This window comes from Flavobacterium rivuli WB 3.3-2 = DSM 21788 (assembly GCF_000378485.1).
Classification (GTDB): Bacteria; Bacteroidota; Bacteroidia; order Flavobacteriales; family Flavobacteriaceae; genus Flavobacterium; species Flavobacterium rivuli.
Genome location: NZ_KB899968.1, coordinates 328,679 through 354,374, shown reverse-complemented (window position 1 = coordinate 354,374; position 25,696 = coordinate 328,679). Strand labels below are relative to the sequence as shown.

Sequence of the window (25,696 nt, the reverse complement as noted above, 5' to 3'; positions counted from 1 at the left end):
CTTACTTACACAACGATGCAAAATTTTACTACAGCCCTCGCGGCAGAACATATAAAGAAAAGAGGAACGGGAATTTACTTATGGTCGGTTATATTAGGTGCGGTATCGCCACTAATATGGATCGCTGTAATGTTTGCCCAGGAAGGCGAAAATAAAGATGCCGGCATACCTTACAATTACTACATTAAATTTATAGAAAGCTGCCTCGACCCTTTCGCGGGTTTCTTTTTTCCATTACTTATTATTATCACCGTAAGCCGTATTACACAGCTTGACCATAAAAATGGCGGCTGGCAGCTTATGGAAACCCAACCCATAAAAAAGACCTCTATTTACTTTTCTAAATTTTTGGTGGTCCTGTTTTCTAACCTTATTGCCATAGGCACGTTAGTAGGTTTAAGTTATCTTGGCGGTTATATTGCTACGTTCTTTTTAGAAGTGCCAAAATCGGCGACGTTTGAATTTGCCTACGCCGAATTATTTTGGTTAGTGGCACGCCTTTTTTTAGCATCGCTCTTTTTTACGGCTTTTCAATACATACTATCCGTATTATTGCCAAGTTTTATATGGTCTATACTTATTGGGTTCTTCCTGTTACTGGCTTTTATATTTTTAAAAGCATTTAATGTAACGCCAGACTGGTACCCGTTAGAACTTTTAAGCAAAATGGCGTCTTACCCTAAAGGCAGCCAATTGGGTTACTGGGTAACTTACTCGGAAACGGCAAGTTTCCTACTTACCATTTTTACGTTATATATAGGTTTCGAGTGGTATAAGCATAAAAGCATTAAACAGGCATTTGCCGGCAATGCAAAACGTTTTGGTGCCCTTGCCGGTGTTACGGTAATTGTAATAGGCTTACTGGTATACACTTTATGGCCTAACACCACAAAACCCCATAACAGAACGGTTGTAACAGGTACTATTAATGGCGAGCATGTTCCGCAAAACATATACTTAATGAATACCTTTTTAAATAACGATACCCTTGCAGTAATACCTGTTAAGGACAATGCTTTTAAATACGTGTTCGATAAAAAACTTCCGCTAATAAAGTACGTGCTTGTATTTAACGAAATGCTTAATGCCCCAATATTAGTGAGTGCAAATGATAGTGTAGATGTAGAAGTTAACTTTTACAAAAAAGGCCAGGACGTAAAAGTTAGGGGTACACGCCTGCCGGAAGAAGAATTTAACTCTAAAGAAAACTTTTCGGGAAGTGCAGTGTCCTATTATATTCAGGAGAATATCTTTATGGATAACCCGGAGTTTATAACCAAAAGACTGGTAAGCGACTGGAAAAGCGCGATGTCCGAATCTACAAGTTTTAAAACAATAGATAATTACGTACCTAAAAAAGACTTTTTAGATAAGAGCAAAATAATGGGTACAATAGAATACTTAAATCTTTGGAACACATTTGTTAAGAAACGTGCCCTTATGTATCCCGGCGAAAAGACTGTTGAGACAGAAGATATTAAGGAAATGAAAAAGAGTGTACCACTTGATGATGAAGGATTGCTGGCTAATCAGGCCTATTTTGACTATGTAAAATCGCAATTGATCGCCCTTGATAAGCGGGACCTTGATGAGAACAGCAAAACACTTGCTGCTATTGCCAAACTTAAGCCGGGATCTTTTAAAGATAAAATGCTTTTTTACCAGTTAAACAACAGCCTTAAAGATGCTTCTACCACTGCCGACAGGACTACGCTGTTAGCTGATTACAGCAATGGCTTTACCGATAAAAAATATTATAACAATACCATAGCCAATAACAAGACTATAGAAAGCCTGGGCAAAGGTATGCCTGCGCCACTTTTTAGCGCTACGGGCATAGATGGCAAACAGTACAACCTTGCCGATTTTAAAGGCAAATATGTTATTATAGATGTATGGGCTACGTGGTGTGGGCCATGCAGGCAGCAATCGCCTTACTTTGATAAACTGGCCGATAAATACCAAAAGGAGAACATTAAATTTATGGCTATAAGTGTAGATAAAAACATTGCCGACTGGGCGATGGAAGCTAAGGCAAAAACTAAAAAGGTCTTGCAACTGCACATTAATAATGATGAATTGTTTGGTAAACAGTATAATGCCGGAACAATTCCGCGTTTTATACTTATAGATCCTAATGGTAATTTTGTAAATGCACAATTACCGCAGCCGGAAGATAAAATATTCGAAAAAGTGCTAAGGGAAACCTTAGGCCTTGCGGAAGAAAAATAGTTTTTTTAACTCCTGATATTAGGCCACGAACAGCATATTTATTAATGCAGTTCGTGGTTTTCTATTTATAGGTATTCCTTTATTCAGGCTTTATAAAAAGGATTATATTTGTATATAAACCTTACAGGATATGGATGCTTTCGAAATGATAAATAAAAACATCAGCCGCTATGTAACTTTTACAGAAGAGGAACTGGAAATATTCAACTCGCTGATGGAACTGAAAAAGGTTCCTAAAAAAACCATCATGCTGCACGAAGGCGAAATGTGCAATTTTGAAGCCTTTGTAGTAAAAGGAGTTGTACGCAAATATTTTGTAGACCCAAATGGCTTTGAGGTTATCCTTCAGTTTGGAATAGAAGACTCGTGGGTGGGTGATATATCATTCAACATTTACGATAAAAAACCCAGTAAGGTATTTATAGAAACGCTTGAAGATTCGGAGTTCCTGATATTCTCTCCCGAAGCAAAAGAAGAATTATACGAGAGGGCACCACGGTTTGAAAGGGCTTTCAGGATATTGCTGCAGCGCAATCTTGCCGCTACACAAAACAGGCTTTTCAATACCATCTCTATGACGGCGTTAGACAAGTACCTTGAATTTTTAGACCTTTACCCAACCCTTTCCCAACGCGTAGCACAACATTATATAGCATCATACCTTGGCATCTCTGCCGAATTTTTAAGCAAGACAAGGGCGAAGATAGCGAAGCATTAAATTTGATTTCAGATTTAAGAATTTAGATTTCAGATTAGCTACCATTTCAGATTTATGATTTCAGATTTCAGATTGAATTACACTCTTGCTCTTTAGAACAACAATTCTAAGCATAGTTACCCATGCGAGTGAAGCTAAATCTAAAATCTGCCCTCTGAAATCTAAAATTTTTCTTTCTTGTCCCAGTTCAATGCACACAACTTTCAATTGGCGCAACTTTGTACTGTAATTAACCAATGAATAATAGTTATGGACAGAAAAGATTTTATACGCAAAGGCCTTATGGGCACTGGTATGTTTATTACATCGGCAACTATAGGCAAAGCCCTCGATAATGATATTGACGAAATAACCCCTTTAGAACCTATTGGCTACAACCACCTGCCTAATGCAGATTCTAAACTTGCAGAAAATTCCGTTTTACATAAAGCTGATACCCGCGGCCATGCCAACCATGGCTGGCTGGATTCGCACCACTCCTTTAGTTTTGCTAATTACCATAATCCCGACAGGATGCACTTTGGTGTACTTAGGGTGTTAAATGATGACCGTGTAGATCCAGGCATGGGGTTTGGCACACACCCGCATGATAATATGGAGATAATTTCTATCCCATTGGAAGGCGACCTGGAGCATAAAGACAGCATGGGTACTACTGCTGTAATTAAAAAAGGCGATATACAGGTAATGAGCGCCGGTACCGGAATTCAGCACAGTGAATACAACAAAAATAAAGACAAGCTTACCAAGTTTTTACAAATTTGGCTGTATCCTAACAAGCATAATGTTACACCGCGATACGACCAGATAACGCTTGATGTTACTGCAAGGCACAACAAATTGAAACAAATACTTTCGCCTAACCAGGACGATGAAGGCGTATGGATACACCAGGATGCATGGTTCCACATGGGGCAGTTTGACAATGGCTTTACAACAAAATACAACCTTAAGAAAAAAGGCAACGGCATTTATGCCTTTGTTTTAAAAGGCGATATAAGCATAGGCAGCATTAAACTTAATGATCGCGACGGCCTTGGCATTTGGGATATTAATACTATTGATATTACAGCCAACTCTCAGGATGCCGAAATATTATTAATGGAAGTACCCATGCAATTATAAAAAAAATATTTTTCTTGTCCCAGTTCAATGCGGGGGGAAGTTTTAAGTCGGAGATTTGCATAGTTCATTTAAACAACACAACTTTTTTTAGAACAAATTAATAAACCATAAAAATTTAAAATTATGTCAACAACAAAATGGGTATTAGACCCAACACACTCAGAAGTAGGATTTAAAGTAAAACACTTAATGTTTACAAACGTTTCCGGTAACTTCACAAAATTTGAAGCTACAGCTACTTCAGAAGATGAAAACTTTGATAACGCTACATTCGACTTTAGCGCCGATGTAGATTTTATAAACACTAATAATGCTGACCGTGATGGGCACCTTAAAAGTGCTGATTTCTTTGATGCAGAAAAATTCCCGAAACTTACTTTTAAATCTACATCGGTAGCAAAAGCAGAAGAAGGCGAATATGTAGTAACCGGCGACCTTACGTTACACGGCGAAACTAAAGTGGTTACCCTTGCTGTAGAATATGGCGGAATCCAGAAAGACCCTTGGGGTAATATTAAATCTGGTTTCTCTGTAACAGGAAAAATTAACCGTAAAGACTTTGGCCTTAGCTGGAACGCTGCCCTTGAAACAGGTGGTGTAATGCTTGGCGAAGAGGTTAAGATAGCTTTAGAGCTTCAGTTTGTAAAACAATAATTTAAGCCCAAACTTAATTTAATTTGCTTTATATTTTGATCAAACCCGCAGTGCTTTGTAGTGCTGCGGGTTTTGTTTTTAGTTACGATTTTGTAAAAAGACACTTAATCCATCTCAAGACCATTGTATGGAAACAACTATTTATTCTTTAAATTAGTGTCCTCTCCCCCAGCCCCTCTCCAAAGGAGAGGGGAGCCAACGGACGGGTACAGTTCACCAAGAATTAATTTAAAATTAAAGCTAATCTATAGCCTAAACATTTGAGTGTAGCTACTCCCTCTCCTTTGGAGAGGGTTGGGGAGAGGACAGAAAGATGTGTCCACATGATAGCTATGAAAGTCTGTAAGTATATCATAAAATAAGCAATTATAATCCTAAAATACATATCTATGTTAAAAAGTGTTTTTTCTCTTGGTCAGTAAAAATACCTTTCATACATTTGAATTATGATTTTACAATCTCAAATAGCAATGAATTTTTGGTGGTGGCAGTCAACTCTCTAGTGACTGGTGCCTAACTACGTATATATACTACTTAAGTAAACGGCTTGTCACAATGTGGCAAGCCGTTTTTCTTTTATACCAAAAATTATAATTCCCCTCCTAATGAACATACATACCCAAGCCTATACCTTTAATGCCGATTTGCATACCGCCGTTGGCTTGTACATGGGGTTACGCAACCACTATCGCAAGCCGTGCCTTCTGGAAGGTAACGACTACCACTCCCGCACAGACAGTGCCTCCTTTATCGGGCTCGATCCTATTATAGAGATCATTGTTTATAATAACACTATTACAATAGATGTTGCCGGACAAAAAACGGAACAGCCTATTGCCGATAAACGTAAAGTAACAAACCAGGTTAAAGATATTATAGCGGGTTTCAAATTTGCGGATGCTTTTGCTAACAATGCTTTTCTAAGTTATTTTAGTTTTGAATATTCCCATTTTGAAGAAACAACCGTTAGTGTTCAGGAAGCCGACCTTGATTTGCCGAAAGCACATTTCATACTGTTTAAGTACCTCATAGTGTTAGACCATTTTCATGATACCGGCGAAATACTTTACAACTCGTTCGACGGCAGCAAATTATCGGACAGCCATTTTGCAGATATACTGCGCCGCCAGTCGTTCACATTACTGCCTTTTGAAACACAGGGCGAAGAAAAAACTCCGGTAAGTGGCGGGGCATTTATAAACCTGGTAAACAAAGCCAAAGAGCATATATACAGAGGTGATGTATTTCAGTTGGTCGTATCAAGACCTTTTTCACAGGGCTTCTTTGGCGATGATTTCGAGGTGTACCGTCAACTCAGGAGGCTTAACCCTTCCCCCTATTTGTTTTATGCAGATATGGAATCGTACCGCCTTATGGGGTCGTCGCCCGAAACACAGATACGGCTTAAAGACAGCAAGGCATCCATACACCCTATAGCCGGCACGGTTAGAAAAACTGGCGACGATGCAATTGATGCACAACTTACCAACGAACTGGTGCACGACGAAAAAGAAAATGCAGAGCATACCATGCTGGTAGACCTTGCCCGTAACGACCTTAGTAAATACTGCAACGATGTGCACATAGCCTCTTATAAGGAAGTCCAGAATTTTTCGCATGTTATACACTTAGTTTCTAAAGTTACCGGCGAAGTTAAAGATACCGATGCGCTTACATTGTTTAGCGGAACGTTTCCCGCAGGAACATTATCGGGCACGCCAAAACCAAAAGCCTTAGAACTGATACAGAAATATGAAACCGGAACCCGAGATTATTATGGTGGTGCCATAGGTTTCCTGGGGACAGACGGTAACATTAACCTCGCTATAGTGATACGCAGCATCCTTAGCAAAAATAACGAACTGCATTACCGTGCCGGTGCCGGCGTGGTTTTAGACTCTATACCCGAAAATGAATTGCAGGAAGTAAACAACAAACTTGGGGCCGTGCGCCGTGCTATTGCCGCCGCCCACAACAATATATAGTTATGAAAGTAGGTATTATAGATAATTTCGATTCGTTTGTATATAACCTTGTACGCTATGTGCGCGAGGTAGATAATGTGCAGGTTATTGTGCAGCGCAACAATGATATAGATTATGATGAGCTTGACAGTTGCGATGCACTGCTACTTTCTCCCGGGCCCGGCATACCCAGCGAAGCAGGCGATTTGCTCGAAGTGATAAGCCGCTATTCCGGCAAAAAGAAAATGCTGGGTGTATGTTTAGGTCATCAGGCAATTGCCGAGGTTTTTGGCGGGACGTTAGAGCGTTGCCCCCATCCCGTACATGGCAAAGCCAGTGAAATGACCATTATAGGTTCAGATCCGCTTTTTGCCGGATTGCCCCATACCATGCCTGTAGGCCGTTACCACAGTTGGAAGATCTCGGCAGAAAACAACCCCTTAATTATTATCACTGCCCAAACCGAAGACGGTACTGTTATGGCACTACGCCACGCCTCCCACCGTAGCACCAGCGGTGTACAGTTTCACCCGGAATCGATACTTACGCCACAAGGCAGGCAAATGATAGAGAACTGGATAAGGGAATAATTTTAAATTATGAATTACAAATTTTAAATTACGAACAAGCCGCCTAAAACTATAGCTGCGAACCCAAAAAATATTATCAACGCTACTCCCCTCTCCTTTGGAGAGGGGTTGGGGTGAGGTCGGAATATAAGATCAATACCCTTTCTTTATCTGAACAAATGAAAAACATACTCAATAAAATAATAAACCGCGCCCAGCTCGATAAAGCTGAAGCTTACCAGTGCATGCTGGCTATAGGCAATGGCGAACTGCCCGATGCACAAACGGTTGCTATAATGGCGGGCATACAAATGCGCGGCCTTCAGCTTGATGAACTTAACGGTTTCCGCCAGGCATTGTTAGAACTTGCCCTGCCTATCCATTTTGATGTGGGCGACAGTATAGACGTGTGCGGTACGGGTGGTGATGGCAAGAATACGTTTAATATTTCTACAAGTACAGCATTTGTACTGGCAGGCATGGGCTATAAAGTAGTAAAGCACGGCAACTATGGCGTGAGCTCCCTTTGTGGATCGAGCAATGTGTTAGAGTCTTTAGGCTACACTTTCACTAACAATAAAGATATATTACAGCGCCAGCTCGATGAGGCTAACATCTGCTTTATGCATGCCCCCCTTTTTCATCCTGCACTTAAAGCTGTGGCACCGCTGCGCAAAGCGTTGGGCATTGCCACATTTTTCAATAGTATGGGGCCGCTGGTTAATCCTGCCCACCCTACCCACCAGTTAACAGGTACGTATTCGCTCGAACTGGCCAAACAGTACCAGCATGTATTACGTGCCGATCGTGAAAACTTTACGGTATTACACGGTATGGATGGTTACGACGAACTTACATTTATTGGCGTTACCCGAATATTAGGTAAAGAACGCGACGAGCTTGTGGGAAACAGCCCGTTACAATCTGAAATTAAACTGACAAATATATCCGGTGGCGATACGGTAACCGATTCTGCTAAAATTTTGGTAAACCTGCTACAGGGTATCGGGACCGAACAACAAAATACCGTACTTGCAGGTAATGTAGCCCTTGCATTGCAAACCTTTAACCCGCAGAAGGATTTCGCCTCGGCTTTTGCCGAAGCTCATGATGCAGTACTGAGCGGCAGGGCTATCCACCATCTTAAAAAAATATCGGCATGAATGTATTAGAACAAATAGTGGCTAATAAACGCCGCGAACTGGACGTGCTTCAACAGCAATTTTCTATAGACTACTTTCGTGAGAGCGAAAATTTTGAGAGGGAGTCACTTTCTCTTAAAGATTTTATTACCGAAAAAGACTTTGGTATTATAGCCGAAATAAAGCGCAAGTCGCCCAGCGGTGGCGATATTAAAACAGGGCTTAGTGTAACCGATGAGGCTGTGTTTTATCAGGAAAACGGCGCTGCAGGTATCTCAATACTTACCGATGCCAATTACTTTGGCGGAAGCATTAATGATGTTATTGCTGCCCGCCATGTGGTAAGCCTCCCGCTGTTGCGAAAAGAATTTATTATAGACGAGATACAGTTGTATGAAGCCAAAGCCGCCGGTGCCGATGCCGTACTGCTTATCGCTGCCATACTAAATAAAGAGGAAGCGGCGTTTCTTACCCTCACTGCCCATACGTTAGGGTTAGAAGTGCTGTTTGAAGTGCACACACATGACGAACTTGATAGTATCCCTATGCATGCCGACCTAATTGCTATTAACAACCGCGACCTTAAGGCACAGCAAACTAGACTGCAACATTCGTATGATTTAATAGGCCTGTTGCCAAAACACATCCCGGCAATATCGGCATCAGGTATTAAAACCCGTGAAGATATCATCGCGTTAAAAGAAGCCGGCTTTAGTGGAGCGTTAATAGGTGAAAGCATTCTGCGCGATGGCCATCTGGCCGAGTTAACCAAAAGAATACGCTAATGATAATTAAGGTTTGTGGACTGACAGATAACCAAAGCAGTATGCAGGTAGCTAACCTGAATGGTGTAGACTATACAGGTTTTATATTCTACGAAGGCTCGAAGCGTTTTACGGAGACTACTTTGGCTACAGCCAAACAAAAAGTTGGCGTGTTTGTAAATGCTTCGTTACAGTATATTAAAGAGCAGGTTATAAAATATAATCTTGATGTAGTGCAGCTTCACGGCAATGAAAGTCCGGAATTTATCAGGCAATTTCCGAAAAACATTAAAATAATAAAAGCGTTTGGCATTGCTACCGAAGCCGACCTTGAGGCGACACAACTTTACGAAGGTTTGGCAGATTACTTTTTATTTGACACCAAAAGCGAGAGTCACGGCGGTACAGGTACAACTTTTAACTGGCAGATTCTTGATGCTTACAAAGGTTCTACACCCTTTTTGCTTAGTGGTGGGATAGGATTAGAATCTATCGAAAAACTAAAACAGTTTACACATCCGCAACTGGCAGGTTACGACCTTAACAGCCGTTTCGAGCTTTCGCCAAAAGTGAAGGACCCTGACCGGATTGCAACATTTATAAAATTGCTGAACATGAAAACAACTTCTTATTTAGATACCGATCCATTAGGCTTTTATGGCGAGTTTGGTGGCGCTTACGTACCCGAATTATTACGCCCTAATGTGGAAGAGCTTGATGCTGCTTTTAATTCCTATTGTTTTACAGAGGAATTCGAAAGCGAGTTTAAACAGCTACTGAAAGACTATGTGGGGAGGCCAACCCCATTATATTTAGCAGGCAGGTTATCAGATAAATATGGGGCTACCATTTACCTTAAGCGCGAAGACCTGTGCCATACCGGTGCCCACAAAGTAAATAATACCGTAGGCCAGATATTACTTGCCAAACACATGGGTAAAACAAATATTATTGCCGAAACCGGTGCCGGCCAGCATGGTGTTGCTACCGCTACAGTTTGTGCCCTGATGGGCCTGAATTGTATTGTTTATATGGGCGAAAAAGACATTGAACGCCAGGCGCCTAATGTACAGCGTATGAAAATGCTTGGTGCCGAAGTACGCCCGGCAACATCCGGGAGTAAAACCTTAAAAGATGCGACTAATGAAGCGATTCGACACTGGATAAACCACCCCGATTCGTATTATTTAATAGGCAGCGTAGTAGGCCCGCACCCTTATCCAAAAATAGTAGCCTATTTCCAGTCGGTTATCTCCAAAGAAATTGAGAAACAGCTATTAGAAAAGACCGGTAAGACCTACCCAGATAAAGTAATTGCCTGTGTGGGGGGTGGCAGTAATGCAGCCGGTGCTTTTTACCAGTTTTATGATAACCCTAAAGTGGAACTTGTTGCTGTAGAAGCTGCGGGCCTTGGCATAGATTCAGGTAAGTCGGCGGCAACGAGTGTGCTGGGTACACCCGGGGTTTTGCATGGCAGCCTTACCTTATTAATGCAGGATGCCGATGGGCAGGTAACCGAACCGCATTCTATATCGGCGGGGTTGGATTATCCGGGCATTGGGCCGTTGCATGCGCACACAATCGCTACGGGACGTGCTGTGAGCATTTCAGTTACAGATGATGAAGCTTTGCAAGCAGCATTGGAGTTATCGCAACTGGAGGGCATTATTCCAGCTTTAGAGAGTGCCCACGCTTTATACGCCTTAACTAAATTAGAACTAAAAAAAGAAGATGTTATCGTGGTAAACCTTTCGGGCCGTGGCGATAAGGACATGAATACCTATTTGGAAAAATTCCCAAACCTATGAATCCATTTAAAAAAGATAAAAAGCAGGTCAGCATTTTTGTAACCGCAGGCTACCCAAAGCTTGACAGCCTGAAAGGACAATTATTGCAATTACAGAAACAGGGTGTTGATTTTATTGAGGTAGGCATTCCATTCAGCGACCCAATGGCTGATGGCCCTGTAATACAGGAAACAAGTAGCATCGCATTAGAAAACGGTATGAAACTGGGCTTACTTTTAGACCAGCTAGATGCGTTGAGAAATGAAGTGCACATTCCGTTAGTGCTTATGGGATATTTAAACCCGGTATTGCAATTTGGGCTGGATGCTTTTTTAAGCCGATGCCAGGCATTAAGCATTGCATCGCTTATATTACCTGACCTTTCGGTTGAATTATATGAAACAAAGTATAAGGAGGTATTTGGGAAATATAAAATTCCGGTTACCTTTCTTATAACACCACTTACCCCTAACGAAAGGGTACAACGAGTAGCGCAGGTATGCCAAAACAGTTTTGTATATCTTGTAGGCCAAAACAGTATTACAGGGCAGGGTTATGCCATTAACGAAGGTTTGTCCTCCCGCTACGCAGAACTTAAAAAGCTGTGCGGAGCTACTCCCTTGTTTTTAGGTTTTGGTATTGACTCTAAAGAAAAAAAAGAACAGGCTTTTAAAAGTGTTGATGGTGTTATTATAGGTACAGCCTATTTAAAAGCTGTAAAGGTTGAAGAAGAAGTGAAATTTGTGGAGGGGCTGTTGTAGTTTACACAGCTAAACTTGGGTATATACATTTTTGAAACCTTTATATTTAAAATAACACACCCCCAACCCCTCTCAAGAGGGGAGCCAGCTTCACTCTAACGCATTAGCAACCCACACAATAGGTAAATGGCTTTGTGCCTTGCGATTATGTTGCGTGATGAACAAATTGATCAAGATTCTTCAATTTCGCTACGCTGAATTCAGAATGACATACGCGAGGGCAAAGAATATAATCTGCTCTACTCCGTTAAGGTAAAATTATACTTAATGGTACCCACTTGTGTAGCTGCGGTTCCTGCATCAAACTTAGTGCTCATAGCAGCTTGCTTAGCCTGGTCAAAAAGGCATTGCGCCGAGTTGGTTGTTCCCCTGCCCCTTTCAGCTTTTATAACTTTGCCGCTTTGGTCTACAGTTATTTGTATTACGACAGTACCCTGTTCGTTACATGTATAGCGTGGTGCAGGTTTAGTTAGCACTTTGCGGCCTGCAAGGTTATAGTTACCTACACCAGTGCCACGGCCTGCGCCACTGCCACCACCAGAGCCGCTTCCGCTGCCCGGTCCTGTGCCTGTACCATTACCGCTTCCTGTTCCTCCACCGGTACCACCGCCACTGCCTCCGTCGCCATCATAGCTACCGGAACTAAGGCTACCGTTGCTTTTACCTTTGTTACCTGCCACACCATCATCGCCATCGCCACCTTTATTACTGCCGTTTAAAAGGGCATCAAGGGCAGCATTGGTTTGTTTAGATGGTTTTGGTGTAACCTTAACAGGTTCTGTCTTTGCTTCTTCTTTTTTAGGTTCTTTTGGTTTTGTAGTTACCGGCCTTGTTTTTACAACTTCGGGAGCGTCATCAAGGTCGCTGGCAACCACTTCGTCTTCCTGGGCTGCAGCAGCCGGCTGGGCTTTTACCTTCTCGGTAACTTCGAGTACTTTACTCTCATAATCGGCACCCGATCCTACCTCGCTGTCACCAAAGTTCACCGTAACGCCACCACCCCCGCCGCCGCCTTCAAGGTCGGTCAGGTCAGCAGAGCTGTCACTGTATTTACCAATAATAAGCACCAATAATAACAAACCAAAAGTTATAGTTGTTATTACTAATGATTTCTTTTCCTGTTCGGTATACGTAGCCATAAAAAGTTTATTTTGTTGTGGCTATTACAAACTTAAGTTTAAGCTTAACACCGATTGACAATATGTTTACCATATCCTGTACTTCAAGGTCTTTAGGCAGCCTTACTATTACGGTTTTATCTCCGGTAGCCGCCACTCTTGCCGCCAGTGCGCCTTCTATATCATCAAAATTTAATTGCTCCTTATCAAGATAAAATTCTTTGTTCTTGGTTACAGAAAGGCTTGCATGAGCTTTATCGGTAGTATTGTTACTATCCGCTTTAGGCAGGGCAAGGTCTATAACATTAGGGTTAGCAAGTGTAGAGATGATAAGAAAAAACAGCAGCAAAAAGAACATGATGTCGCTTAGCGCTGACGCGGCAACTTCTGCATGAAAACGTTTATTTCTTCTTACTCTCATTTCCCGGTCGTGATTACATTAACAAATTGTATGATTACCCTTTGTACTTTTAATGAAAAACTGTCGATAACCATATTAAAATAATGGTAACCCGAATAGGCAATTACACCTACAATTAGTCCTAATCCCGATGATATCATTTTTTCGTAAAGACCTCCCGATATACTTCCTATACTGATATTCTCAGTAATAGAGATGGTATAAAATATTTTAATAACCCCCGAAATTGTACCAATGAAACCAAGAATAGGCGCAATACCGGCCACAAGGCCCAGCCATCCCAGTTTTTCTTCCATCTGACCAATCTCTACATTGGTGGTTTTTTCCATCATGCCTTCTATTTCGCTTAGCGGCCTGCCTACAAGGCCAATACCACTTTCTAATATAGCTCCGTAAGCCGTACCTGATTTACTTGCTGTAATCTGCGCGGTCTCTACCTTACCGGCACTTAGTTGATGACGTATCTCGTCTACCAGCCTAACGTCTTCTTTAGTTACTTTTTTATAATAAAGCGCTCTTTCTATAATAACGTATAAAGTAAAAAACAGCAATAGTAATATAGGTACTACCATTACCCCGCCCTTCATGAGCAGCGAAAAATAATTAACCGAATCTGTAGCAGTTGCAACGGCAGCTGTTGCCGTACTATCTGTAGTAGCAGCAGGGATGGTGTCCTGCAGTAATAAAATTAGATTTGTCATGTTTTACTTAAAGTTACTTTTAGTGTAATGGCATCATGCAGATAAGCCTGCTTTTAATGAATAACGAATATATACTTTTTTGAGTATGCAAAGAAATAAAAAACCTGCTTATTTACATAAGCAGGTTTTGTAAAATTATATTAAAAAAGCTATACTGTTGCTTCTTCAGCAATCTGGTTATGCCTTTTTTCGATAGCGTCTTTATCTGCTTTAGACATTGTGTCTACCAATACCGGTGTAGCGATAAATAGTGAAGAATAAGTTCCTACTACGATACCTACCAACATTGCGAAGATAAATCCGCGGATAGAATCGCCACCAAATATGAACATGATAAGTAATACCAATATCATTGTAAGTGATGTATTAACCGTACGCGATAATGTAGTATTTACAGAGTCGTTTACAATTTGTTTAAAGCTACCTTTAGTATTACCTGCTATAAACTCACGTACCCTGTCAAATACAATTACGGTATCATTCATAGAGTACCCAATCACGGTAAGGATAGCCGCAATAAAGTGCTGGTCCATTTCCATGTGGAAAGGCATAAACTTGTAGCAAAGAGAGTATATACCCAATACAAAGATAACGTCGTGCGCTACCGCTGCAATTGCACCAAGGCTGTACTGCCATTTCCTGAAACTTACCATTAAGTAAATAAATACAATTGCCATAGATCCTAAAACTGCCCAGTATGAGTTTGTTTTAATATCGTCTGCAACACTTGCATTTACTTTAGACGCCTGTAAGACACCTAATGTTTTACCTTCACTTGTATTTACAAACTGAGTCTCAGTTATTGGTGTAGAATAATACTTTTTAAGAACATTATAAAGCTTTGTATTTACTTCCTGATCTGCTTCTACAGTATTTTCGTTTACTTTGTATTTAGTAGTAATCCTTAGTTGAGACTCGTTACCAAACACCTTAGCATCTACATTACCATCAAATACAGCTTTATCACCAAGCTCAGTCCTTATCTGCTCTGCATCAACCGGCTTGTCAAATTTAACCTGGAACGTACGTCCGCCCACAAAGTCTATACCCTGATCTAATCCGTTAACAAAGAAGATAGATATAAAACTTACCACTACTACTAATGAAGAGAATATGTAAGTGAATTTCTTAGCGCCAAGGAAGTTAAAGTGAACATTTGTAAACCAGTTTTTAGACATACCAGTAACAAACGTAAGTTTATCTCCTTTTTTAACACTCCAGTCAAGGAACAACCTTGTAATAAATATAGATGTAAATAATGAAGTGAATATACCTATAAGTAGTGTAGTTGCAAAACCTTTAACCGGTCCTGAACCAAATATCAATAGTACTAAACCTGTAAGAACGTGTGTAACGTTAGCATCTGTAATAGATGACATAGCACCTTTCCAGCTAAACGATATTTTAACAGCTTCATCAAGCGTTTTACCATGACGGATTTCTTCTTTGGCACGTTCGTAAATAATGATGTTAGCATCTACCGCAGTACCTATTGTAAGTACGATACCTGCAATACCAGGTAATGTAAGTACAGCACCTAAGCTTGCAAGGAAACCAAAAAGGAACAATATGTTAACTAATAATGCACCGTTCGCATACCAACCCGCTTTACCATAATACACGATCATCCAAAGCGATACTAATAGTAAACCTGCAATAGATGAGTTAATACCATTATCTATAGCTTCCTGACCAAGGGATGGACCTACAACTTCAGACTGAACGATATCAGCTTTAGCAGGTAATTTACCAGCCCTAAGGATATTAGCTAAATCTTTTGTTTCTGTTACATCAAATGCACCTGATATTTGTGAGTTACCACCTGCAATAGGGCCTGTAGTTACACCCGGAGCAGAGTATACAACATTATCAAGAACAATAGCAATAAAGCCTTGCTCCCTGTATGCTTTACCTGTCATTTCTTCCCATTTCTGAGAACCCCTTGTATTCATTTGCATGCTTACAGCAGGTTTGTTCATCTGGTCAAACGTAGCACTTGCACCAGTAATTACATTTCCGCCAAGAGGCGCAACACTTTCTTTGTTACCTTTTAAAGCATAAAGCTCCAGTACACCACGGCTTTTCTTAGTATCTTCTTTACCCCATGCAAAACGTGCAAAACGAAGTTCGGCAGGAAGAAGGCTACGGATATCGGCTCTTTTAAGGTAAGAAGTTATAGCAGCAGTATCTTTTACAGATGCCATACCAATAACAGGGCCACCCGGGCTGATAGCAAGTTTATCAAACAATGGGTTATTACCTTTTACCTTAGCAGCAGAATCATTACTGCCTAAAAGTTTTTCTATAGAATCGTTAGATGCTGCTTTAGTTTCTGTAGCAGTAGCGTTTTTCTCTGTTTTTTTAAGCGTTTCGTTAGCCTGCACTAAAAAACCCTGAAGGTCGTTTACTTTGTAAGCTTCCCAAAACTCTAACTGTGCAGTACTTGATACTAATTTTTTAACACGGGCTTCATCTTTAGCACCCGGTAATTCTACCATGATACGGCCAGACTCGCCTATCTTTTGAATATTTGGCTGTACAACGCCAAATTTATCTATACGCTCTGTAAGTACTCCAAAAGCACTATCAATAGACTCGCTTACTTTTTTCTTTAATACTTTTTTAACCTGGTCGTCGCTCATAGTGGTATTAACACTTTCGCTGCCCATAATTTTATTAGTAAAAATTTCCGGCGATGCAAGTTTTATGCTTCCCTGAGACTCTTTTTCAAAAGCGATAAAAAAAGCATCAAGATAGTCCTGATTACCTTGTCTTTCTTTTGTAGCACGGTCAAGCGCTTTATTAAAGACAGGGTTTTTAGAGTTATTAGCTAAGCCTTTAAGGATATCTTTTACAGACACCTCAAGCATAACGTTAATACCTCCTTCAAGGTCAAGACCTTTGTTGATTTGTTTATCCCTTACTTCGCCGTAGGTATAGCCAAGATATACTACCGAATCTTTCATAGATTCCAGATAAGCTACCTCTTTATCAGAGTTGCCACCGGCCTGCGCCTTAGCATCATCTTCAATCCTGTCTGAAACAAACGTGAAGGAAAGTTGGTAGATACATACTAACGCAAACAAAATTGCGAAAAATTTAACGAGTCCCTTATTCTGCATTATTACTAAAAATTAATTATTCCGATTTTTTAAAAACGAGCAAATATATAATTTACGATAAGATTAACCAATTTATTTGCAAATTATATCATAAAAAAAAGACTGCCTAAAGGCAGCCTTCTATATTTTAGAGAGAAAACTACGCCAGCACTGCCTTTAAGTCGGCATTCATGTTACGCACGGCATCGGCACTTTTAGCAAACTTTGCCTTTTCTTCTTCATTAAGATGTATATCTAAAATCTCTTCCAGCCCATTGGCACCTATTATACATGGTACTCCCATGCAAATATCCCCCTGTCCATATTCGCCTTCCAGCAATACAGAGCACGCTATCATTTTCTTTTGGTCATTAAGTATACTGTCTACAAGATACGCTACCGATGCTCCCGGTGCATACCATGCCGATGTACCTAATAATCCTGTAAGTGTAGCCCCGCCCACCATAGTATCTGCGGCTACTTTTTCCAGCTCTTCTGCCGAAAGAAATTCTGTAACCGGAATACCATTGTATGAGGCAAGCCTTGTAAGCGGTATCATGGTAGTATCGCCGTGGCCACCTATTACCATACCATCAACATCGCCTGCAGGTTTATTTAATGCTTTTGATAAGAAATATTTAAAACGGGCACTATCAAGCGCACCGCCCATACCTATAATTTTATGTTTAGGAAGGCCTGTAGCCTTAAGCGTAAGGTAGGTCATGGTATCCATTGGGTTAGACACTACAACAACTATGGCATCCGGCGAATGTTTAAGCACATTTTCTGCCACGCCTTTTACAATACCTGCATTAATACCTATAAGCTCTTCGCGCGTCATACCAGGTTTCCTGGGCACGCCCGATGTTATAACTACTACACTGCTTCCTGCTGTTTTAGAATAATCGCCGGTAATACCCGATACTTGTGTATTAAAACCAGTATTTGGCGCACACTGCATAATATCCATAGCCTTACCTTCGGCAAAGCCTTCTTTAATATCAAGCAAAACTACTTCAGATGCTATACCTCTGTAAGAAATTACATCTGCACAGGTAGCACCTACGTTGCCGGCTCCTACAATTGTTACCTTCATATTTTATATTGTTAATTGGGTTGATTTAATGTATTGTATATTGTAAAGATACATTACTATTTATAAATTTCCCAAAAGCAAGTACAGTTTGTACATTAAAATTGCCGATATTATATTTAATTGCAGCTTCGCCTATGTAATTTACCCTTGTTTTGTAAATTTCCTTAAGGCGGGTATTAAGGATATATTGCAACGGGATTATATCTTCTATAGTGCCCGTATCTCCGCTTACTCTATATTTAAATTCGCTTCTCGTAACTATAAAACTCCCCATGGCCTCCCATCTACCAAATTCTTTAGAACCACTTAGCTGCCCCTGCCATGTATCTACAAGACCGTTTATCCTGTTTATGCCTAATGTGCCATAATCAGTTTCTACATTCAGGAAATTAACCGATATATCTTCTTTAGAATAGGCCACGAGTGCGGCAAGGTGAAATTTCTTTTGAGTGATAGTGTCAAAATACTGGCTAATGTTATGCTTTAAGCCAAAGCCGTATACCTGGTAATTACTTTTTTTAAGGTTTACCTGCGGCGAATATTTTATAACCAGCTCTGTACCTAAAGGCAAGCCTAAAGATCCCTGAAGATAAGGGTATGCTACTGTTTTCATATTGATGCCCTGCGGGGTTTCCAGCCTTACATCGCTTTCACCAAGCTGCCCGTGCAGGTACACCTGATGTTTATTACCTACCGCTGTGGGCACCGTTGCCGATGTGCCCTCTTCTAATTGAAAAAAACTAAGATCGCTGTTGTGTATGGTAAATGTACGGTCGCTTTGCGGGGTTAAAAAAGCATTTACATGCAACGCTATGGTAGCCTCCCAAAGTTTTGTTTTTTTGGGGCTTGTAATCCATCCCGAAACCGACTGGTATACGGCAGCATCTGTAGCGGGGGTTATGTACTTATCCGAAAAAATAAGGGCATCGTCTATGAGATGCCCTATTTGCTGTAATTCCTGTGCCTGCGCCGTTGCCTTGCCCGTGCAAAGCAGGACGGCTGCAAACATAATATTTAAAACTGTTTGCCTATGCATCAATTCGCGCATAAGACGCATTCTTCTCTATAAATTCCCTTCTTGGTGGTACTTCGTCGCCCATAAGCATAGAGAATATCCTGTCGGCTTCCGGCAGGCTGTCTATACCTACCTGGCGCAGCGTGCGGAACTCAGGGTCCATGGTAGTATCCCATAGCTGCTCTGCATTCATCTCTCCAAGACCTTTATAACGCTGTATAGCGGTACCTCCGCCAAGCCTTTCGGTAATGGCATCGCGTTGCGCTTCAGTCCACGCATATTCTTTCTTGGTGCCCTTTTTAACAAGGTATAAAGGTGGCGTAGCAATAAATACGTGGCCATTCTCTATAAGTTCCTTCATAAAACGGAAGAAGAACGTTAATATAAGTGTAGAAATGTGGCTGCCATCAACGTCGGCATCACACATAATAACTACTTTATGGTAACGCAATTTTTCAAGGTTAAGCGCCTTGCTGTCTTCTGCAGTACCTATAGTAACACCAAGTGCGGTAAAGATGTTGCGTATCTCTTCATTTTCAAAAACCTTGTGGTGCATGGCTTTTTCTACGTTAAGAATTTTACCCCTTAATGGTAGTATAGCCTGGAATGCCCTGTCGCGCCCCTGTTTTGCAGTACCACCTGCCGAGTCGCCCTCTACAAGGAATACTTCGCATTTTGCAGGATCCTGCTCAGAACAGTCACTAAGTTTACCCGGCAATCCGCCACCACCCATAACAGTTTTACGCTGTACCATTTCGCGTGCTTTTTTAGCAGCGTGGCGTGCCTGTGCAGCAAGGATAACCTTTTGCACAATAATACGCGCATCGTTAGGGTTTTCTTCAAGGTAGTTTTCAAGCATTTCGCTCACTGCCTGGCTTACCGGTGCTACAACCTCGCGGTTACCCAGCTTGGTTTTAGTTTGGCCTTCAAACTGTGGCTCCTGTACTTTTACCGATATAATAGCCGTTAACCCCTCACGGAAGTCATCGCCCGATATCTCGAATTTAAGTTTATCTAATAAACCTGAACTATCGGCATATTTTTTAAGCGTATTGGTTAACCCCCTGCGGAAACCCGATAAGTGGGTACCACCCTCGTGGGTATTAATATTATTTACATACGAGAAAATATTCTCAGTGTAGCTTGTATTATAAATAAGTGCCACCTCTACAGGCACCTCGCCTTTTTCGCTTTCCATGCTGATAACGTGCGATATGATAGGCTCACGGTTACCATCTAAAAAACGAACGTACTCTTTAAGGCCTTCATCTGAATGAAAAACTTCCGATACATATTCGCCTTTATCATCCTTTTGCCTTTTATCTGTAAGCGTTACCGTTATCCCTTTGTTAAGGTAAGACAGCTCACGCATACGTGCAGCAAGGGTATCGTAAGAAAAATCTGTAGTCTGGGTAAAAATAGTATCATCCGGGTAAAAAGTCTGGGTAGTACCCCTCTTCTCTGTTTCGCCTATCTGTTTAACAGGATAAAGCGATTTACCTTTTTCGTATTCCTGTTCATAAATTTTACCATCACGAAAAACAGTTGAACGCATGTGGTTAGACAGTGCATTTACCACCGATACACCCACACCGTGAAGACCACCGGAAACTTTGTAAGAGTCTTTGTCAAATTTACCTCCGGCGCCTATTTTAGTCATAACTACCTCAAGGGCAGATACTCCTTCTTTTTTATGTAAATCTACCGGGATACCGCGGCCATTATCCTCAACAGTAACAGAACCGTCTTCGTTAATCGCTACACCAATGGTATCGCAATAGCCACCCATTGCCTCATCGATAGAGTTATCTACAACCTCATAAACTAAGTGGTGCAAACCACGAACACCCACATCTCCTATATACATCGAAGGGCGCATCCTTACGTGCTCCATCCCTTCCAGTGCCTGAATACTGTCTGCTGAATAACTATTTTTCTTTATTTCCTCACTCATAAAATTTTATCTTAACGAAATTTTAAGTTTAACGAACAAATATAAGGAAACGTAAGCGATAATGCTATTAATTGACCTTTTTTAGCATCTAAGTTATTAACATTTTATTAAATTTTATTTTATACTGCGAATACACTAACAGATAAGGTTATTTAATTAAAACTAAGTAGTTGATAAAAACTCAAATCAATATATCTGCTAAAATTCAGGACTTTTTAACCCGAAATATTACCGATTAACAGCGTTTTTAAACAAACAAAAAACGTCCTGCTAACTGCAGGACGCTTCTCCACAAACAAACAAACTAAATTCTTAAACCTTTAGAATTTAAACAACTATCTTAGACTGCGCTATGGCAGTATCTGCATTAACATGGGCAGCATTTGCACGGCCACTCGGGTCGGTATTTGCCTGCCATTTTGGTATCCATTTACGCACGGTTTGTGCTGCATTAACCTGTGGGAAATGCTTAAAGAAAACCGACCTGTAAAAGTACGCCTCCTTAGTAGCCGGGGTGTTGTACGGAAAACGTTCCTCGGCACTATCCAACTGTTCGTCAGTTACCTGGCTTGAGCAGTACTCTATAAGGGTATCTATCCAGTTGTAGCCTACACCGTCACTAAATTGTTCTTTTTGCCTCCACAAAACTTCCTGTGGCAGGTAAGGGTCTTCGGGCGTATCAAACGCTTTGCGAAGTATATATTTTTCTACGTTGTTATACGTTTTTGGCTGTTTTTCTTCCGGCTTAATTTTAATGGCCATTTCAAGGAATGCTTTATCAAGGAACGGTACACGGGCTTCGAGGCCATGAGCCATTGTGCTTTTATCGGCACGAAGCAAATCGGCAGTAGCAAGCTTTTGTACCCTCTCTATTGTCTCTTTCTGGAATTCGGCTGCCGATGGTGCATTGCGGAAATATAAATACCCTCCAAATATTTCATCTGCACCTTCGCCGGATAGTACTACTTTTATACCCATATCGGTAATTGCTTTGCTTAAAAAGTACATGGGCGTACTGGCACGGATAGAGGTAACATCATACGTTTCTAAATGCCAGATAAGCTTATCCAGTATCTCTATACCCTGCTCTATGGTAAAATGTACTTCGTGGTGTTCTGTATCTAAAAACTCTGCTACTGTACGGGCAGCAACAGCATCGGGAGCCATGGCATCAAGCCCAATAGAGAATGAATGCAGTTTTTGCGAACCGCGTTTCATAAGCCTTGCCGCGATAGATGATGTAAGTGAAGAATCCAGCCCTCCCGAAAGCAACACCCCGATGGGCACATCGCTCATAAGCCTTTTTTCAACCGCTTGTGTTAACGACTGGCGAATGGTTGCAAAATCTACCTCTTCCACCGCTTTTTTAGCATCTTCCCACTGTGGCCTGTAGTATTTTACAAAGCCGGTTTTAGGCGTGTAGTAGTGACCCGGAGGGAATGTTGAAAACGTCTGGCATTGGTCGGCAATGGCTTTCATTTCAGATGCAAAGTATATCCTGCCCCTGTCATCCAGTCCGTAATATAGCGGCTTAACGCCAAGCGGGTCGCGGCCTGCAATAAAATCGTCGCCATCTATAACCACAAAGGTAAAAATGCCGTCGAGCATATCGCAAAACTCATAACCGTACTGTTCATAAAGGTGAACAATAACTTCAGAATCTGATGTGGTCCTGAATGTGTGGTGGCTTAGCACAGTATCGCGCAGTTTGCGGTGATTGTAAATTTCGCCGTTGTGTACCATCCATGCACTTTTTGTGCCCTGAATGGGCTGCTTACCTGTAGTTAGGTCTACAATAGAAAGGCGTTCATGGCCCAGCATGTGCCCTTTTTCGGTTACATGAATATCACTTTCATCGGGGCCGCGGTGCGACATCCTTTTAGAAAGTTGCGCTACTAATGCCTCATCTTTTCCTTTTCCTATTATTGCTAAAATTCCACACATCCTGATTCTAAATTTAAGTTCTATGTTAAAAATCCTTATTTGGTTATTCTCAACAAGACAAAATTGCACTTTTAGTTTAAATTGAAAAACATTAAAACACAATATGCTTTTAAATTAAAACTTAAAACAGGATTATTAACACAATTACTAAGCAAGACGATACTATTTGTAGCTGTAAAATTACAGTTCATAAAAAAAACCATCCTTACGGGATGGCTTTAAAAATGCTTCATTTTGAATTTTAACCTATGCAGTTACTGCCAACTGCTACTGGTAACTGAAAACTATATTATTTCCTGAATTAAATATTTAGTTCCGTTTATCTCAAAAGTATCTTCTGCACGCATGCCCATCATTTTAGTGCCAAGTGGCGATTGTGGCGAGAGCGCTATAACCGTAATACCATCTACCGTAATTTTAGGTAACGCGGCGCTTACAAATAAATACATGTTATTGGCTTTTACAAGGCTTCCAAGAGCTACCCTGTCCGTCACCGCCCCGGGGTTTATTTTTTCGAGGATTGCCTTCTGTTCCTGGAATTCAGAAATTTTACGGTTAAGCTTTTCCTGCTCTATGTGCATCATAGACAAGGCTGTTTCATGCTTATCTCCGGCAGAACCTTTGGCATCGTTAGCAGCGCCCTTTGTTAAGGCAGCTATCATATCGCGAAAGGCATCGAGCTTGTCGTTTACCTGTTGCAGATAATACGTAAGTATATTTTGTTTTAAAGCACTCATTTTTATTGGAGTTTAACTCCTGCAAGGTCTTCAAGACCTTGTAGGTATAAATCATTAAGGTGTAGAAAAATTAAAACCCACAAGGTCTTGAAGACCTTGCAGGTTAAATATTGTAAACTAATGCTCTAACTAAAAGTTAAACTTATACGAAGCACCAATTAAAAACTGGAATCCCTGTACCTGGTAGTTTACCCACCTTTGGTAATTTTGATTAGCAATATTGTTTAGCTTAATAAAACCTGTAAGGCGTTCGTTGTACTTGTAACCCACATTTGCATTAAGGTCGAAATAACTTTTAAGCGTTACTAACTGAGTATCAAAAAGTGTAGGATCTGTAAGGTTAGGATTAAACACGCGGTCATACCTGTCGCCTACAAAAAACACATTAGCACCTGCAAACCATTTTTCTGTAATTTTCACATCCAGGCTCGAGCCTACTTTAATTTCGGGTAAGTTCCATGCCTGCTCCTGGTCTGTTGTATAACTGTTGTAAGTACCGTTAATACCAAAAGTTATATTTTGAGAAAAGTCAGCTTTTAATTCTCCAAAGAAGCTAATTGTTTTCAGCTTGTCATAAAGAACACCAAATGAGTTACCATAAGAATATCCTTTAACCTCAGCCTCCGGTGTTATAGCGAATGGGTTGTTACTGGTAAAGAATGCCCTGTCATCTTCGTTCATGTAGCTACCACGAATATTGTATGATACGGCATTGGCCAACTTACCCTTTAACCCTACATATAAATCATATTGCTGGCTTGTAGGCACTACGGCAAGCGTAGGCGATACAAACTGGTTCTGGCCAGCAAGATCGGCATACGAGTTTTGGTTAAGCTTACCCTCTGCACCTGCATAAGCTACCATAAGGTCGCCCACTACTTTATAAGATGCTTTTATTTGCGGGTAGATGTAAAACTTGTTATCGCTGTCATTGTTTTGTTTGCCCATACTGTAAAATACTCCCGCACCCAACTGTACCGAAAGGTCGGCCTGCTGGTAAACAATGCTTGGCTGTATACCCAGGTTAAAGTTGCTGTAGCTTAGGGCATCGGGTGTGTAGTAATTATGTTCAAAATCTCCGCCTACATAATCGGCAACCAGGTCTACCTTAACTTTAGTTTCAGATATATCCACATCAAACGACGGTTTTATAAAGAAACGGTTTTCGGCAGAGCCAAATGCATCCCAAAAGCGCTTGTACTGAGCCGATGCCTCGTGGAAGAAACTGTCTTTAGTAGCAATTTTTCCACCTACATAAAATGTATTGTACGTTTGCTTTTCATCAATGCCGGCAAGTGTAGCATCATCAAAAACCTGGTATTCTACCGGCAGCCCGTACCAATTGTAACGCTGGTTCTGGAAACCAATATCGGTATTAAAAGTATAGCTTTCTTTACGGTTGCCATACGTAAGGTCTACGCCCGTTGTGCGGTACGCATCATCAAGCTTTACACCGTCTATACCCCCCTGAGAAGAAAGGTTGCGAAACGTACCGCCTACATACTGGGTATCGTCTATATTTTCTGTAACAAACAACTCTCCGTTAATGGTACCATAGTTACCCAGGCCTAACGTTGCATAGTTTTTAAACAGTTTTTCTTTTTTCTCTTTATCTACCGCAGCAGCCTTACCTTTTGCCGGGGTAAAGGTAGATGCTACCGGAAATGAAAAAATATTGTACTTAATCTCTTCTTTAGGAGCATCCTGGGCATCCTCTATAACAGGTGTTTCTTTTACTTTAAAAGCATCTGATATAGTAGGTGTATATGGTTTTACCACATTTACAACCTCGGTACCTATGTTCTCGTCCTTTTTTTGCGCATAGGTTGCCTGCAGGCCTCCTAATGCAACTAATATGGCTATCTTATATTGAAACTTGATCTTCATGGCTTT

20 protein-coding genes are annotated in these 25,696 nt (G+C 41.0%); 10 read left to right on the top strand and 10 right to left on the bottom strand.

From position 1 onward, the window contains the following. Positions 1–15 precede the first annotated feature (15 nt). The 10 genes from F565_RS22330 (at position 16) to trpA (ending at position 11,716) form a co-directional block, all read left to right on the top strand. The gene (locus F565_RS22330; protein WP_020212767.1) at positions 16–2,232 is read left to right on the top strand and encodes a redoxin family protein; all 2,217 of its coding nucleotides are present in this window, start codon (positions 16–18) and stop codon (positions 2,230–2,232) included. A gap of 130 nt (positions 2,233–2,362) precedes the next feature. Continuing rightward, positions 2,363–2,950 (top strand): Crp/Fnr family transcriptional regulator, encoded by a 588-nt coding sequence (locus F565_RS0108365; RefSeq protein ID WP_020212766.1) that lies wholly within the window; start codon positions 2,363–2,365, stop codon positions 2,948–2,950. 249 nt (positions 2,951–3,199) lie between these two features. Further along, on the top strand, positions 3,200–4,075 hold the full coding sequence (locus F565_RS0108355; protein WP_020212764.1) for a pirin family protein: 876 nt from the start codon (positions 3,200–3,202) through the stop codon (positions 4,073–4,075). A gap of 123 nt (positions 4,076–4,198) precedes the next feature. Beyond that, entirely contained in the window at positions 4,199–4,729 is a 531-nt protein-coding gene (locus F565_RS0108350; RefSeq protein WP_020212763.1) for a YceI family protein, read from the top strand. Between the two features lie 605 nt (positions 4,730–5,334). After that, positions 5,335–6,714 carry an anthranilate synthase component I family protein gene (locus tag F565_RS0108345; protein ID WP_020212762.1) on the top strand — a complete coding sequence of 460 codons (1,380 nt, stop codon included), beginning with the start codon at positions 5,335–5,337 and terminating at the stop codon, positions 6,712–6,714. Positions 6,715–6,716: 2 nt separating this feature from the next. Next, positions 6,717–7,283 (top strand): anthranilate synthase component II, encoded by a 567-nt coding sequence (locus tag F565_RS0108340; protein WP_020212761.1) that lies wholly within the window; start codon positions 6,717–6,719, stop codon positions 7,281–7,283. A 158-nt stretch (positions 7,284–7,441) separates the two neighbouring features. Further along, the gene (trpD, locus tag F565_RS0108335) at positions 7,442–8,425 is read left to right on the top strand and encodes an anthranilate phosphoribosyltransferase (protein ID WP_020212760.1); all 984 of its coding nucleotides are present in this window, start codon (positions 7,442–7,444) and stop codon (positions 8,423–8,425) included. Next, on the top strand, positions 8,422–9,189 hold the full coding sequence (locus F565_RS0108330; protein WP_020212759.1) for an indole-3-glycerol phosphate synthase TrpC: 768 nt from the start codon (positions 8,422–8,424) through the stop codon (positions 9,187–9,189). Before trpD ends, F565_RS0108330 begins: the two co-directional genes overlap by 4 nt. Next, complete coding sequence (gene trpB / locus F565_RS0108325; protein WP_081621325.1) at positions 9,189–10,976, top strand: tryptophan synthase subunit beta; 1,788 nt, start codon at positions 9,189–9,191, stop codon at positions 10,974–10,976. Before F565_RS0108330 ends, trpB begins: the two co-directional genes overlap by 1 nt. Further along, entirely contained in the window at positions 10,973–11,716 is a 744-nt protein-coding gene (gene trpA / locus F565_RS0108320; RefSeq protein WP_020212757.1) for a tryptophan synthase subunit alpha, read from the top strand. The genes trpB and trpA overlap by 4 nt, the downstream gene beginning before the upstream one ends. Before the next feature lie 239 nt (positions 11,717–11,955). On the opposite strand, the gene F565_RS0108315 is transcribed toward trpA, so the two are convergent. From F565_RS0108315 to F565_RS0108265, 10 genes are all read right to left on the bottom strand, one after another. After that, on the bottom strand, positions 11,956–12,855 hold the full coding sequence (locus F565_RS0108315) for an energy transducer TonB family protein (RefSeq protein ID WP_020212756.1): 900 nt from the start codon (positions 12,853–12,855) through the stop codon (positions 11,956–11,958). 7 nt (positions 12,856–12,862) lie between these two features. Then, positions 12,863–13,255, bottom strand: a complete 393-nt coding sequence (locus F565_RS0108310; RefSeq protein ID WP_020212755.1) for an ExbD/TolR family protein — start codon at positions 13,253–13,255, stop codon at positions 12,863–12,865. Next, positions 13,252–13,956 (bottom strand): MotA/TolQ/ExbB proton channel family protein, encoded by a 705-nt coding sequence (locus F565_RS0108305; protein WP_020212754.1) that lies wholly within the window; start codon positions 13,954–13,956, stop codon positions 13,252–13,254. Before F565_RS0108305 ends, F565_RS0108310 begins: the two co-directional genes overlap by 4 nt. Positions 13,957–14,105: 149 nt before the next feature. Beyond that, the gene (gene secDF, locus F565_RS0108300; RefSeq protein WP_020212753.1) at positions 14,106–17,078 is read right to left on the bottom strand and encodes a protein translocase subunit SecDF; all 2,973 of its coding nucleotides are present in this window, start codon (positions 17,076–17,078) and stop codon (positions 14,106–14,108) included. A 139-nt stretch (positions 17,079–17,217) separates the two neighbouring features. Beyond that, entirely contained in the window at positions 17,218–18,153 is a 936-nt protein-coding gene (locus tag F565_RS0108295) for a malate dehydrogenase (protein ID WP_020212752.1), read from the bottom strand. A 25-nt stretch (positions 18,154–18,178) separates the two neighbouring features. Then, positions 18,179–19,189: a DUF6588 family protein gene (locus F565_RS0108290; protein WP_020212751.1), complete on the bottom strand. Its 1,011-nt coding sequence runs from the start codon at positions 19,187–19,189 to the stop codon at positions 18,179–18,181. Continuing rightward, positions 19,182–21,122: a DNA topoisomerase (ATP-hydrolyzing) subunit B gene (gene gyrB / locus F565_RS0108285; protein ID WP_020212750.1), complete on the bottom strand. Its 1,941-nt coding sequence runs from the start codon at positions 21,120–21,122 to the stop codon at positions 19,182–19,184. The genes F565_RS0108290 and gyrB overlap by 8 nt, the downstream gene beginning before the upstream one ends. Positions 21,123–21,449: 327 nt before the next feature. Further along, the gene (gene asnB, locus F565_RS0108280) at positions 21,450–23,066 is read right to left on the bottom strand and encodes an asparagine synthase B (RefSeq protein WP_020212749.1); all 1,617 of its coding nucleotides are present in this window, start codon (positions 23,064–23,066) and stop codon (positions 21,450–21,452) included. 284 nt (positions 23,067–23,350) lie between these two features. Beyond that, a complete protein-coding gene (locus tag F565_RS0108270) occupies positions 23,351–23,803 on the bottom strand; it encodes a hypothetical protein (RefSeq protein ID WP_020212747.1) in 453 nt (150 codons plus the stop codon). A 129-nt stretch (positions 23,804–23,932) separates the two neighbouring features. Further along, a complete protein-coding gene (locus tag F565_RS0108265) occupies positions 23,933–25,690 on the bottom strand; it encodes a TonB-dependent receptor (RefSeq protein WP_020212746.1) in 1,758 nt (585 codons plus the stop codon). Positions 25,691–25,696: the final 6 nt, after the last annotated feature.